12 protein-coding genes are annotated in these 12,252 nt (G+C 67.5%); 8 read left to right on the forward strand and 4 right to left on the reverse strand.

All coding sequences use genetic code 11. The features are described 5' to 3' along the window. Positions 1 to 29 precede the first annotated feature (29 nt). The 3 genes from MKK49_RS18425 to MKK49_RS18435 all read right to left on the reverse strand — a co-directional run bounded on the left by MKK49_RS18425 (position 30) and on the right by MKK49_RS18435 (position 3,206). On the reverse strand, positions 30 to 713 hold the full coding sequence (locus MKK49_RS18425) for a hypothetical protein (RefSeq protein ID WP_244031111.1): 684 nt from the start codon (positions 711 to 713) through the stop codon (positions 30 to 32). Further along, positions 713 to 1,975 (reverse strand): site-specific integrase, encoded by a 1,263-nt coding sequence (locus MKK49_RS18430; RefSeq protein ID WP_244031112.1) that lies wholly within the window; start codon positions 1,973 to 1,975, stop codon positions 713 to 715. The genes MKK49_RS18425 and MKK49_RS18430 overlap by 1 nt, the downstream gene beginning before the upstream one ends. A 454-nt stretch (positions 1,976 to 2,429) precedes the next feature. Beyond that, positions 2,430 to 3,206, reverse strand: coding sequence for a phosphodiester glycosidase family protein (locus MKK49_RS18435; RefSeq protein ID WP_244031114.1), 777 nt, complete (start codon positions 3,204 to 3,206; stop codon positions 2,430 to 2,432). A 238-nt stretch (positions 3,207 to 3,444) separates the two neighbouring features. Between MKK49_RS18435 and MKK49_RS18440 the strand changes: the two genes are divergently transcribed. Further along, positions 3,445 to 3,948, forward strand: a complete 504-nt coding sequence (locus MKK49_RS18440) for a hypothetical protein (protein ID WP_244031116.1) — start codon at positions 3,445 to 3,447, stop codon at positions 3,946 to 3,948. 69 nt (positions 3,949 to 4,017) lie between these two features. Here MKK49_RS18440 and MKK49_RS18445 read toward each other — a convergent pair whose 3' ends face one another. After that, positions 4,018 to 4,413, reverse strand: a complete 396-nt coding sequence (locus tag MKK49_RS18445; RefSeq protein WP_244031118.1) for a DUF4174 domain-containing protein — start codon at positions 4,411 to 4,413, stop codon at positions 4,018 to 4,020. A 105-nt stretch (positions 4,414 to 4,518) separates the two neighbouring features. On the opposite strand from MKK49_RS18445, the gene MKK49_RS18450 reads away from it, so the two are divergent. The 7 genes from MKK49_RS18450 to MKK49_RS18480 all read left to right on the forward strand — a co-directional run bounded on the left by MKK49_RS18450 (position 4,519) and on the right by MKK49_RS18480 (position 12,249). Then, positions 4,519 to 5,562 carry an NADP-dependent oxidoreductase gene (locus tag MKK49_RS18450; protein WP_244031120.1) on the forward strand — a complete coding sequence of 348 codons (1,044 nt, stop codon included), beginning with the start codon at positions 4,519 to 4,521 and terminating at the stop codon, positions 5,560 to 5,562. A gap of 210 nt (positions 5,563 to 5,772) precedes the next feature. After that, positions 5,773 to 6,351: a single-stranded DNA-binding protein gene (ssb, locus tag MKK49_RS18455; protein WP_244031122.1), complete on the forward strand. Its 579-nt coding sequence runs from the start codon at positions 5,773 to 5,775 to the stop codon at positions 6,349 to 6,351. 283 nt (positions 6,352 to 6,634) lie between these two features. Beyond that, positions 6,635 to 9,385, forward strand: coding sequence for a DNA gyrase subunit A (gyrA, locus tag MKK49_RS18460; RefSeq protein ID WP_244031124.1), 2,751 nt, complete (start codon positions 6,635 to 6,637; stop codon positions 9,383 to 9,385). A gap of 208 nt (positions 9,386 to 9,593) precedes the next feature. Further along, positions 9,594 to 10,418 carry an outer membrane protein gene (locus MKK49_RS18465; RefSeq protein ID WP_244031126.1) on the forward strand — a complete coding sequence of 275 codons (825 nt, stop codon included), beginning with the start codon at positions 9,594 to 9,596 and terminating at the stop codon, positions 10,416 to 10,418. 200 nt (positions 10,419 to 10,618) lie between these two features. Beyond that, positions 10,619 to 11,119 carry a pantetheine-phosphate adenylyltransferase gene (gene coaD, locus MKK49_RS18470; RefSeq protein ID WP_244031128.1) on the forward strand — a complete coding sequence of 167 codons (501 nt, stop codon included), beginning with the start codon at positions 10,619 to 10,621 and terminating at the stop codon, positions 11,117 to 11,119. A 35-nt stretch (positions 11,120 to 11,154) separates the two neighbouring features. Further along, positions 11,155 to 11,712 (forward strand): peptidylprolyl isomerase, encoded by a 558-nt coding sequence (locus MKK49_RS18475; RefSeq protein WP_244031131.1) that lies wholly within the window; start codon positions 11,155 to 11,157, stop codon positions 11,710 to 11,712. Positions 11,713 to 11,730: 18 nt separating this feature from the next. Next, positions 11,731 to 12,249: a hypothetical protein gene (locus MKK49_RS18480; protein WP_244031133.1), complete on the forward strand. Its 519-nt coding sequence runs from the start codon at positions 11,731 to 11,733 to the stop codon at positions 12,247 to 12,249. Positions 12,250 to 12,252: the final 3 nt, after the last annotated feature.

The raw sequence follows: 12,252 nt of genomic DNA on the forward strand, positions 1-12,252 counted from the left end.
TTTCGCGAGGCGCCACACAAACAATTCGCTTACCCGTCGGCCTTTTTTTGCGCGCATAGGAAGACGGCGTCGAGCGCTGCATCCACGATGGGTTTGTTCCGTAGCCTCTCCACCTCTTCGACACGTGCCGCTGCAACCGCCCTAGTTAAAGCACGTCTGATGTCACGAGAATGGTCCAAGCCTGCTGATCGCGCACAGCTCGCCAGATCGACCAATAAATCGATGAATTTTGGTGAGGTGGAACCTTTTTTATCTTCTAATACCCATTGCTCCTGCCGACCAAAGTTGAATACTCGCCCTACAAATGCAGGCAGATCAGAGTCGACAGGACGCCCTCGCGTAGGATCGTCAGTCGACCGGAGTTCTTTGTCGAGCATCCAATCTGCGCCATCCACGTATTTTTGGACACTTTTGGCTAATTTCAATCGTTGTATTACATCGTTGTACATAATTTCATCGCCAAATATCTTGTCCGCTTCGGCCTCTAATCTTCCAATTTCTGCCAGTTGCATCAGCGCATCAGACAAATCGGTCGCAGCAACAAATACGCGACGGAAAAGAACAGTTTTTTGCTCCTCAGAGTTCTTTAGATTAAATACACGATTGATATAGCCTTCAATCTCTCCCTTGACCCAATTGGTTGGAACTCCGCCAACCCGCTCTATACACCGGCCAACGCCTTCCCACTGCGCATCAGTAAAATGGAAGGACATCAGTGGCCTCCCGACCGAAGCGGAACGATATTTGAAGTCTCAAGCGCCTTGCGAGCTGCCGCGAGCGCTAAAGCTCGCTTCTTCGAACTGGCCTCGGCTCCCTGCTTGACCGCATCCATTTGAAGCTGTGCGTAACGCATGGCCGTCGCCACAGATTTGTGGCCGCAGATGCGCATTTGGTGCGGAAGGGGGATCGTTGGATCAGAGTAAATTTGGGTGCAAAACCAGTGGCGCACTAGGTGGGTAGTCGCGTTCTCCCTCGCGGCGACGCCCGCGCTCGCCATTACCTTTTCGAAGGCACCCTCCAGCGTCTCGACCCGCATCGCCTTGAGGTTCCTCGAGGGGCACACAGCCGATGCGCCGGCAATCCGCGGCGCGGCTGCGAGCAGCTCGCGTGCTTCGTTCGTGAGGGGCTTCATGAGAGCACCGGTCTTCGTGTCCGGCCACGAAATGAGCCCTGCGTCAAAATCGACGTAGGCCCACTCCAGGCCTGTGATCTCGCCGACCCGGCACCCTGTAGCAAACAGAAGCCGGATGCCGAGGGCCTGGAACTCGGTGATCGCCCCCGAGTCCGTGAGGGCCTCGACCGCGTTCAGCAGCTTCGCCACCTCAATGTCAGAGAACAGCCGCTCCCGCCGGCGCGAGCCGAACTTGCGAACCCGGCAGGGGTTCGATCCCGGCTCGCGGAGGCCCCACTGCTCGGCAAGGCCCATGGCCGACGACAGCACCCGAACGATCTGATCCGCGTGGGTGCGGGTGGCGCGGCGCTTGTGGTGCAGTTCGGCGACCAACGCTGGGGTGAGCCCGCGCACCGGTACGTCGCCCAGCTCGGGTTTCAGCACCTTTTCAACGATGTGCTTGTAGCCGTAGGCGGTGCGCGCCTTGAGGCGCGTATCGACGTGTTCCATGACGAAGCGGTCGAGTAGGTCACGGATTTTTGGGGCCTTCCGCTTCTCAGCCTGGGCCACGTTCGCAGCAGCGAGGTCAGCAGCCGGGTCGGCGCCGAGCGTAGCGCCGGCCAGGATGCGTTCGGCTTCCTGCCGAGCCTGGTCGGGCGAGAGCTTGGTCGTAGCGCCGATCGTCTGGCGCCGGTAGGGCGCGCCTCGGCCGCGCCCGGCCCGGTAAGCCGCAATGTATGCTTTGGTGCCGGTCGGCCGGACTCGGACGCCGAAACCCGTCAGGTCGCGATCCCAGACCGTATACTCGGCCGTGCGCGGCTCGAGGCCGTCGACCATGCGTTTCGTGATCCGTTGCTCGGCCATGGCGCTCACCTTCCGCCACGCTGCCAGGGCTATTCGCAGGGCAGGGCGGGGTAGCACCTGGCCCTGTCTGGGGAAGCACCGGGGCAGCACGCGGCATCAACAATGAGCGACAACGATCGCCGCTCGTCGACAAGGTATGTCGCTAAGCCGCTACAAATCAAGCGCTTTATCACTCTGCATCCACATGGGGCAGCACCGATCGCAGGGCTTCTTGCAAGCTTTTAATCTGTAGGTCTTGGGTTCGAACCCCAACGCGCTCACCACACATTCGCCATGCGACGACTCATCCCGGACCGCCGGCCATCCGCGTCGAACGGGGTCGCCATTCGGCCATATCCCAACGACGACACGGGCATCCCTGCGTCGGCGTTCCCTCCGCTCACGGGCGGGTGCGTTCGCGCGGCCGCCCGGAGCGCCGATGGGTGGGCCGGAGCGGGCTTAGCCCGACCCGCCCTCAGCGGGCCACGGCTCCGACCATCGGCCCGAGCGGCCGGCTGAGATCGGAGCGGTTCATGGACGGCGCGTAGAGGCTCGATACGCTGCCGTCGAGGAACAGGGCGTTGCGGCAGCCGAGACCGTCCTTGAACAGGCGCGCGAAGGCCCCGAAGCTCACGGGGCGCTCGGAGATGGCGAACACCGCCGTGCGGCCGTCGTCGCGCACGCCGACGCCGTTGCGGATCTTCTGGCTCGGCCCGTCGCTGGAGATTTTCGGGTGGATGTGCCCGTCCACCACGAGCATCGGCCCCGATTGCGTGGCGAAATCGGGCTTCGGGTTCACCCGCAGATATCGTGGGGTGTCGAGGACGCCGGCGCGGTCGCCCTTCACGTAGAAGACGCCGTTGGGCTTCAGGTGGAAGTTGCCCGGGCCGTTGGCCGTGGACACGCCCTTCAGCTCGCGCCCCTCCTCGACGTAGAGGCCGACGGGCGCCTGGTCCTTGTCGTACATGCCGGCATTCATGGCGAAGCGTAAGGACGGGCCCTGCTTGTCGCCGAGGGTCGAGAGCGACGAATAGGGCTGCCCGTCGGTGCCGCGCCAGAACAGGCGCACCCTGTCGCGGCGCAGATCGACGGTGCAGACGGTGTAGCTCTCGCCCTCGGCCTGGACGGGCTTGCACGGGGCGGGGGCGGGCGCAGCGAGAGCCGGCGGGGCGAAGGCCAGGAACGCGATGAGCGCCTGAGCGACCCACCGCCGCGTCCTGACGGCGGCATCCTGAAACTCGAGACCGTACATCGCGAAAACCTTGCGGCAGAAGCCTTGCGGCGAAAACCTTGCGGCGGCGGGGAAGAGGGCCGGGACGCGCTTCCTCGCCCGAAAGCCGGCCGGTTTTCAAGTCGTCCGACGTCCGGCGGGCGAGGCGTAGGGCACGACTTCACGATTGCGGCAAAACGGATCGGTCGCTGAACCGTTGCGGGCGGCTCCGCGTTCCTGTGCCGTTGGGGACGCATCGGTATCTCTCGGAGAGTTTGAGATGAAACGAGTTGTTCTGGCCTCGGCGGCCATGATCGGGGCCCTCGCGATGATCCCGGCGACGGCGGAGGCCCGTGGCGGCTTCCACGGCGGTGGATTTCATGGCGGCGGTTTCGGCGGCGGCGGGTTCCGCGGCGGCTTCGGAGGCGGTGGCTTCCGGGGCGGATTCGGCGGCTATCGCGGTGTCGGCTTCGGTGGATACCGGGGCGGGTTCGGCGGCTATCGCGGCGGTTTCTACGGCAACCGGGGCGGCTTCTACGGTGGGCGCGGCTACGGGCGCGGCTACGGCTACGGTCTCGGCGGCCTCGGTCTCGGTGTGGGCCTCGGCCTCGCGGCGGGCGGCCTCTACGGCGGATACGGCCCGGGCTACGGCTACGGTTACGGCGGGTACGGCTACGCCCCGGTCGGGTACGATGTCGGCTACGGTGGCGGCTGCTACACGGTCCCGCGCGTCCGCTGGACGCCCTACGGCTACCGCCGGGTTCTGGTCGAGCGCTGCTACTGAGCGCGAAACCGGCTGAGGCGACAGGGAATCGCCATCGGGGACTGCCTTCGGGCAGTCCCTTTTTTCGTGTCAGCGCCGCATTTCGTCCCGCCGCATCGGCATGGCGTCGATGGTGGCGAACAGCGTCTCGGCGGGCAGCGGCGTGGCGGCATTTCGTTTCGCCCCACCGTCCTTGCCGATCAGCACCACCCGGAACGCCCCGTCGGGCAGGCCCAGGCGGGCGCGCAGGCTCCGGGCCCCGGCGCTGGCTCCCACCGCTTCCAACACCACGAGGTCGCGCTCGCGCACGCCCTCCGGCACCGCCGCGAGGAGCGCGCGCTGGCGCGCGAGAAGCGGGTCATCGGGACCGGGGGCCGAGATCACGACGATTCGGGCCTTCCAGCGATGGAGCGCGAGGGGATCTTCGGCGGCCGACGCCGGACTGCTCGCCAGCACCACACCCAACAGCAGCAGACCCCGAACCATCGCGCCTCTCCCGTTCCGTCTCCGTCAACGCGCCAGCGGTGGATTTGCCTTACCCGCGCGGGACCCCATCTGCGCTTGCTCGGACCAAGCCTCGGGAGACCGCCCATGAGCACTGCGACGACCAACCCGACCGCGAGCCCCGTCAACCGCCGCATCGTTCTGGCCGCCCGCCCGCACGGTGAGCCCAACGCGAGCCATTTCCGCCTGGAGGAAGGCCGGGTGCCGACGCCGCGCGCGGGCGAGATGCTGCTCGCCAACCGCATCCTCTCCCTCGATCCGTACATGCGCGGCCGCATGAGCGCCGCCAAATCCTACGCCGAGCCGGTCGCCATCGGGGACACCATGGTGGGCGCGACCGTGGCTGAAGTCGCCGCCTCGAACCATCCCGACTTCCGGGTCGGCGAGACCGTGGTCGGCTTCGGCGGCTGGCAGGACTTCTACACCTCCGACGGCAAGGGCCTGCGCAGGCTCGACCCCGCCGCAGCACCTGTGAGCACGGCGCTCGGCGTTCTCGGGATGCCGGGGATGACCGCCTATACGGGCCTTCTCAACATCGGTGCTCCGAAGCCCGGCGAGACCGTGGTGGTGGCTGCGGCCACCGGGCCCGTCGGCTCCCTCGTCGGACAGATCGCGAAACGCAAGGGGGCCCGCGCCGTCGGCATCGCCGGGGGCCCGGAGAAATGCGCCTATCTCCGCGACACCCTCGGGTTCGACGCGGCCATCGACCACCGCGCCGACGACTTTCCCGACGCCCTGGCGGCCGCCTGCCCGAACGGCATCGACGTGTATTTCGAGAATGTCGGCGGCGCGGTGTTCGACGCGGTGCTGCCGCTCCTGAATACCTTCGCGCGCATTCCCGTCTGCGGCCTCGTCTCGGGCTACAGCGCCACGGACCTGCCGCCCGGCCCCGATCGCATCCCGCTCCTCATGCGGGCGGTGCTGTCGAAGCGCCTCCACCTGCAGGGCTTCATCGTCTGGGATTTCGCCTCCCAGGAGCCCGAGTTCCTGCGCGAGGTCGGCGGCTGGCTCCAGGAAGGCAGCATCATCCACCGCGAAGACATCGTGGACGGCCTGGAGAATGCGCCGACCGCCTTCGCCGGGCTTCTCAAGGGCCGGAACTTCGGCAAGCTGCTGGTGCGGATCGCCTGAACAGACCGGCCCGCACCTTGCCGGCACAATTGAACAAAGGTAGAACATTCATAGGATGGAGAGGCTCCGTGAGTCTCGGGGACAACCCCGCGCCTGCCGATTGCCGGACGCGTCGGGACGGCCCATGACAGGCGGCGCCGACCTTGTCCGGCCCTTTGGGGCCGGGCTCGATTCGGCACGCGGTGAGATCGATCGAGAGGAGAGAGCGGCATGGCCGGCAGCGTGAACAAGGTGATTCTGGTGGGCAATCTCGGGCGCGATCCCGAGACGCGGCGCCTCGCCTCCGGCGATCCCGTGGTCAACCTGCGCATCGCCACATCGGAGTCCTGGAAGGACAAGATGTCGGGCGAACGCAAGGAGAAGACCGAGTGGCACGCGGTGGTGATCTACAACGAGAACCTCGCCCGCGTCGCGGAGCAGTACCTGCGCAAGGGTTCGAAGGTCTATATCGAGGGCCAGCTCCAGACCCGCAAATGGGCCGACCAGTCCGGCGTCGAGAAGTACACCACCGAGGTGGTGCTCCAGCGCTTCCGCGGTGAACTCACCCTGCTGGACGGCCGCTCGGGCGGCGGTGGCGGCGAGATGGGCGCCGACGAGGAGGGCGGCGGCCAGATCAGCCGCGGCGGCGATTACGGTGGCGGCGGCGGCGGCGGGGATTACGGCGGCGGTGGCCGGTCCTCCGGCGCCGGGCGCCCCTCGGGCGGTGGCGACCGGCGCCCGTCCCCGTCGAGCGGTGGCGGTGGTGGCTCTAAGCCGAATTACGACCTCGACGACGACATTCCGTTCTAGAATTGTCCGACGGGAGGGCGCGGCCCCGGACGGGGCCGCGCCCTTTTCGATTCCTGTGAGATTCAAGGGCGGCAAGCCGTTGCGGGTCCACGCCTTTCCCCGGCGGGATGCGGCGATCTGTGGCGGGCGGCACCGAGATCGTCTATAGGGGGCGCCAGGGAGCGGTGCAGCCCGGTTCGCCCGCGCGAACGGGTTCGATCGCCCATCCGTCATTTCCCGTCGCTTGGCCGTCGCACTCCGACGCCCCGTGCTCCGGACGCCCCATAGGCAGAGATCCAGAACCTTGGCAGAGAACGACATTCCCGGCGCCGGAGCGCCCCCCGCCTCCGACATCAAGCCGGTTTCCATCACCGACGAGATGCGCCGCTCCTATCTCGATTACGCCATGAGCGTGATCGTGAGCCGGGCCCTGCCCGATGCCCGCGACGGCCTCAAGCCCGTGCACCGGCGCATCCTGTACTCGGCCTACGAGAGCGGGCACCTGCCCGAGCGCAAATACGTCAAGTCGGCCCGCATCGTCGGCGACGTGATCGGTCTCTACCATCCGCACGGCGACCAATCGATCTACGACGCCCTCGTGCGCATGGCGCAAGATTTTTCGATGCGGCTCATGCTCATCGACGGCCAGGGCAATTTCGGCTCCGTCGATGGCGATCCGCCGGCGGCCATGCGCTACACCGAATCGCGCCTCGCCAAGCCCGCCAACGCGTTGCTCGCCGACATCGACAAGAACACCGTCGATTTCCAGCCGAACTACGACGAGTCGCGGGAAGAGCCGACCGTCCTCCCGGCCCGCTTCCCGAACCTGCTCGCCAACGGCGCCGGCGGCATCGCGGTCGGTATGGCCACCAACATCCCGCCGCACAACCTCGGCGAGCTCATCGACGCCTGCGTCGCCCTCATCGACGATCCGGGCCTCTCCATCGAGGGCCTGACCGAGATCGTCCCCGGGCCTGACTTCCCCACGGGCGGCTCGATCCTCGGCCGCGCCGGCACGCGCCAGGCCTACGCCACGGGGCGCGGCTCGATCATCATGCGGGCGAAATCCCACGTGGAGGAACTGCGCAAGGAGCGCGAGGCGCTGATCTTCACCGAGATCCCGTATCAGGTGAACAAGGCGACCCTCATGGAGAAGATCGCCGAGCTGGTGAAGGAGAAGCGCGTCGAGGGCATCTCCGACCTTCGCGACGAATCCGACCGCGACGGCATGCGCATCGTCGTCGAGATCAAGCGCGACGCCATGGCCGACGTGGTGCTGAACCAGCTCTACCGATTCACGCCCCTGCAATCGTCGTTCGGCTGCAACATGGTGGCGCTCAACGGCGGCCGCCCCGAACTCATGAACCTGAAGGACCTGCTCCAGGCCTTCGTGGATTTTCGCGAAGAGGTGGTGTCGAGGCGGACCAAGTTCCTCCTCAACAAGGCCCGCGAGCGCGCCCACGTCCTGTGCGGCCTCGCCATCGCGGTCGCCAACATCGACGAGGTGATCCGCCTCATCCGGACCTCGCCCGATCCGAACTCCGCCCGCGAGGCCCTCATGGGGCGCGACTGGCCGGCGAAGGACATCGCGCCCCTCATCGCCCTCGTCGACGATCCGCGCCACCGCATCAACGACGACGACAGCTACCGCCTCTCCGACGTGCAGGCCCGCGCCATCCTCGATCTGCGCCTGCAGCGCCTCACGGCGCTGGGCCGCGACGAGATCGGCGACGAACTGCAGAAGCTCGCCGACGAGATCGCCGACTACCTCGACATCCTGCGCTCGCGCCTGCGCATCATGGGCATCGTCAAGGACGAGCTCGCCGAGGTCCGCGAATCCTTCGCCACCCCGCGCCGCACGGTGATCCTCGACTGGGATTCCAACGTCGAGGACGAGGACCTGATCCAGCGCGAGGACATGGTGGTGACCGTGTCCCATGCCGGCTACGTCAAGCGCGTGCCGCTCTCGACCTACCGGGCCCAGCGCCGGGGCGGCAAGGGCCGCTCGGGCATGGCGACCCGCGACGAGGATTTCGTCACCCGCCTGTTCGTCGCCAACACCCACACGCCGATCCTGTTCTTCTCGAACCAGGGTCAGGTCTACAAGGAGAAGGTCTGGCGCCTGCCCATGGCCGCCCCGAACGCCCGCGGCAAGGCGCTCGTCAACATCCTCGCCATGGATGCGGGCACCGAGCGCATCACCACCATCATGCCGCTGCCCGAGGACGAGGCGTCGTGGGAGACCCTCGACGTGATGTTCGCGACCGCCAGCGGCGGCGTCCGTCGTAACAAGCTCTCCGACTTCGTGCAGGTGAACCGCGCCGGCAAGATCGCCATGAAGCTCGACGAGGGCGACCACATCGTCCACGTCGAGATCTGCCGAGCCGACCAGAACGTACTCCTCACCTCCAAGGACGGGCAGTGCATCCGCTTCCCCGTCGAGGATGTGCGCGTGTTCAAGGGCCGCGATTCCACCGGCGTGCGCGGCATCAGCCTCGCCAAGGACGACCGCGTCATCTCCATGACGATCCTCAACTCCTTCGAGGCCAGCCCCGAGGAGCGGGCCGGCTACCTCAAGATGCGCCGGGCCGTCATCGGTGACGGGGCGGAGGGCGAAGAGGCGAACGGCGAGGCTGACGAGGGCGTCGCCGAGGCCTCCGCCATCTCCCTGGAGCGCTACAACGAGATGGGTGCCGCCGAGCAGTTCGTCCTCACCCTGTCGGAGCGCGGCTTCGGCAAGCGCAGCTCGTCCTTCGAGTACCGCACCTCCGGGCGCGGCGGGAAAGGCATCACTGCCATGCGGGTCAACGCCCGCAACGGCACCCTGGTGGCGTCCTTCCCCGTCCAGCCCTCCGACCAGATCATGCTGGTCACCGATGCCGGCCAGCTCATCCGCGTGCCCGTGGACGACATCCGCATCGTCGGCCGCGCCTCGCAGGGGGTCACGGTGTTCAACACCGAGAAGACCGAGCGCGTCGTCTCCGTGGAGCACATCGAGGGCGAGGACGAGTCCGGCGACGGTGCCGGCGAGGTCACCGGCGAAGAGGCTGTCTGAGTCCGGTCCCGTCCCCGCGCGCGTCTTTCCGAGGAACGATCACGAAGACGCGAGCGGGTGGATTAAAAGTCTTTCTGAGTAGTGCTGGTATCTCCGAAAGGGTTGGCGACCTCTTGAGAAGACCTGTTGCAGTAAAGTCATAGCGGTCCGGGCGGCGCCGTAATACCCATGGGGCCAACGCAAGATTTGAAGTGCAAGGATACACCCCGTGCTGAAGACCCTCCTCCTGGCCGGTGCCGCCACCGCGCTCCTCGCCGGCGCCGCCTCCGCCGCCGATCTGCCGCGCCGCGCCGCGCCGCCGGTGTTCGTGCCGGTCCCGGTCTTCACCTGGACGGGATTCTACGCGGGCTTCAACGCCGGCTACGCCTTCAACGAGGGCGACATCGTCCGCACCACGGGCATCGGCGCCCTGCAGAACAACGTCAACGCCGGCCTGCGCCGCGGTGACGTCCGTCTCCAGCAGGAAGGCTTCACCGGCGGTGGTCAGGTCGGCTACAACTTCCAGTTCACCCCGGGCTCCGGCCTCGTCATCGGCGTCGAGGCCGATGCGCAGTACACCGACCTCCAGCGCACCCAGGTCGACAACATCTTCCTGCCGGTGTTCAACCCGAACCGTCTGACCAACACCTACCGCTCGGAGCTCGGCTTCCTCGGCACCGTGCGCGGCCGCATCGGCTACGCCTTCGACCGCGTCCTGGTGTACGGCACCGGCGGCTTCGCCTACGGCGACGTGTCCCAGAACATCAGCTTCACCACCGGCGTGCCCCAGACCTATGCCGGTTCGCGCTCGCAGATCGAGACCGGCTACGCCTACGGCGGCGGCATCGAGTACGCCCTGCCCACCGAGTCGTTCCTGAACTTCTTCCGCTCCAGCGCCGTCACCATCAAGGCCGAGTACCTGCGCTACGACCTCGGCGCCAAGAACCTCCTCGTCGCCTCCACGGGCGGCCCCGGAATCGGCTACAACTCGCGCTTCACCACCGAGGGCAGCCTGATCCGCGCCGGCGTGAACTACAAGTTCGGCTCCTACTAGGATCGTCTTGGCCTGGGATGGTCTTGGACTAGAATCGTCTTGGACATCCGCCCGGCCGGTCCGGGCGGATCGAGGCGGCTGCCCCCCGGGGCGGCCGCCTTTTTCGCGCGCTCGATTTCACGGGCTCGATCCGGCACCGACGGAGCCATCCATCCGGCCCCGGTTCCGTTCGGGGCAGAAATGCTCTACCTCGGGCCGCGATGATCCGCACCGCGCTCTACGCCGGCTCCTTCGACCCGGTCACCAACGGACACCTCGACGTGATTCGTCAGGCATGCCGGCTCGTACAGCACCTCGTCATCGCCATCGGGGTGCATCCGGGCAAGGCGCCGATGTTCACCGCCGAGGAACGCACCGACCTCCTGCGCGCCACGGGCACGCCGCTCGCCGAGGCCGAGGGCGCGAGCCTGGAGATCGTGGCGTTCGACGATCTCGCCGTGAGTGCCGCCCGGCGCCACGGCGCCACCCTGTTCATCCGCGGCCTGCGCGACGGCACCGATCTCGACTACGAGATGCAGCTCGCCGGGATGAACGGCGCCATGGCGCCCGAGGTCCAGACGGTGTTCCTGCCGGCCTCCACCGGGGTCCGGCCCATCACCGCGACCCTGGTCCGTCAGATCGCCGCCATGGGCGGAGACGTCTCGCCCTTCGTGCCGGCCCTGGTGGCCGAGCGCCTGTCCACCCGCTTCGGCCGCGCCTGAGCGCACCCGCTTTGCTAGAGAAAGACCGCCTGCCCATGATGTTCGGACTCAACCGCCGCCTCGCCCTTCTCAGCCTCGCCGCCGTCATCGGCGCGGCGCCCGCCGCCCGGGCGGCGGACGAGAACACCGTGTTCCTCGACACCAAGGATGGCCGCGTCACCATCGAGCTGCGCCCGGATCTGGCGCCGAAGCACGTCGCGCAGATCAAGACCCTGATCAAGCAGGGCTTCTACAACGGCCTCAAGTTCCACCGCGTCATGGACGGCTTCATGGCCCAGACCGGCGACCCGAAGGGCAACGGCACCGGCGGCTCCAACCTGCCCAACATCCCGGCCGAGTTCTCGCAGACGCCGTTCCGGCGCGGCACCCTCGGCATGGCCCGCTCGTCGGAGCCGAATTCGGCGAACTCGCAGTTCTTCATCTGCCTCGGCGACGCACCGTTCCTCAACGGCCAGTACACGGTCATCGGGCTCGTCTCGTCGGGCATGGAGGCCGTGGACAAGATCAAGAAGGCCGCCCCCGGCGCGCCCGGCGGTGCCGTGCAGGACCCCGACAAGATCCTGAAGCTGCAGATGGCTCAGGGAGCGAAGTAACCCGGGGTCGACGGGGCCATGGCGGGCGTCGGTCGCGTCCGGGCGGTCTCCGCCATCGTGCTCGCGCTGCCGCTCGGGCCCGTCGGCGCGGAATCGGCCCCGTCGACGGGGCCGCTCGCCCTGCCGGAAACCCTGCGCGGGACCGTACAGGTTCCCGCGCCGGACACGCCACGGACCGGGATGGCGCGGGCGCCGGACAAGTCCGTGAACGCCCCGCCCATCGACACCCTCAAGGACCTCTATCCGGCGCTCGCCGCGTGCTGGGTGGTGCCGGAAGGCCTCGCCCGCTTCGAGCGCACGGAGATCACCGCCCGGTTCGCCCTTCGCCGGGACGGATCGGTCATCGGAACCCCGCGCGTCACCTTCGCGACGGAAGGGGGCGACGGGCGGGCGCGAGCCCTGCTGGCGGAGGCCGCCGTTTCGGCGATCCGGCGCTGCACGCCCGCGCGGGTCACGGCCGCCCTCGGGGCGGCCATCGCGGGGCGCCCCATCGCGCTCCGCTTCATCCATCACGGACCCAGAGGACAAGGAATCTAGACC

The organism is Methylobacterium sp. J-090 (assembly GCF_022829345.1).
In the GTDB taxonomy this organism is placed as follows: domain Bacteria; phylum Pseudomonadota; class Alphaproteobacteria; order Rhizobiales; family Beijerinckiaceae; genus Methylobacterium.

Bases quoted from the DNA above. Each gene is read 5' to 3' on its own strand.
- MKK49_RS18425 (WP_244031111.1), bottom strand. From the start codon at position 713: ATGTCCTTCCATTTTACTGATGCGCAGTGGGAAGGCGTTGGCCGGTGT.
- MKK49_RS18430 (WP_244031112.1), bottom strand. From the start codon at position 1,975: ATGGCCGAGCAACGGATCACGAAACGCATGGTCGACGGCCTCGAGCCG.
- MKK49_RS18435 (WP_244031114.1), bottom strand. From the start codon at position 3,206: ATGTACGGTCTCGAGTTTCAGGATGCCGCCGTCAGGACGCGGCGGTGG.
- MKK49_RS18440 (WP_244031116.1), top strand. From the start codon at position 3,445: ATGAAACGAGTTGTTCTGGCCTCGGCGGCCATGATCGGGGCCCTCGCG.
- MKK49_RS18445 (WP_244031118.1), bottom strand. From the start codon at position 4,413: ATGGTTCGGGGTCTGCTGCTGTTGGGTGTGGTGCTGGCGAGCAGTCCG.
- MKK49_RS18450 (WP_244031120.1), top strand. From the start codon at position 4,519: ATGAGCACTGCGACGACCAACCCGACCGCGAGCCCCGTCAACCGCCGC.
- ssb (WP_244031122.1), top strand. From the start codon at position 5,773: ATGGCCGGCAGCGTGAACAAGGTGATTCTGGTGGGCAATCTCGGGCGC.
- coaD (WP_244031128.1), top strand. From the start codon at position 10,619: ATGATCCGCACCGCGCTCTACGCCGGCTCCTTCGACCCGGTCACCAAC.
- MKK49_RS18475 (WP_244031131.1), top strand. From the start codon at position 11,155: ATGATGTTCGGACTCAACCGCCGCCTCGCCCTTCTCAGCCTCGCCGCC.
- MKK49_RS18480 (WP_244031133.1), top strand. From the start codon at position 11,731: ATGGCGGGCGTCGGTCGCGTCCGGGCGGTCTCCGCCATCGTGCTCGCG.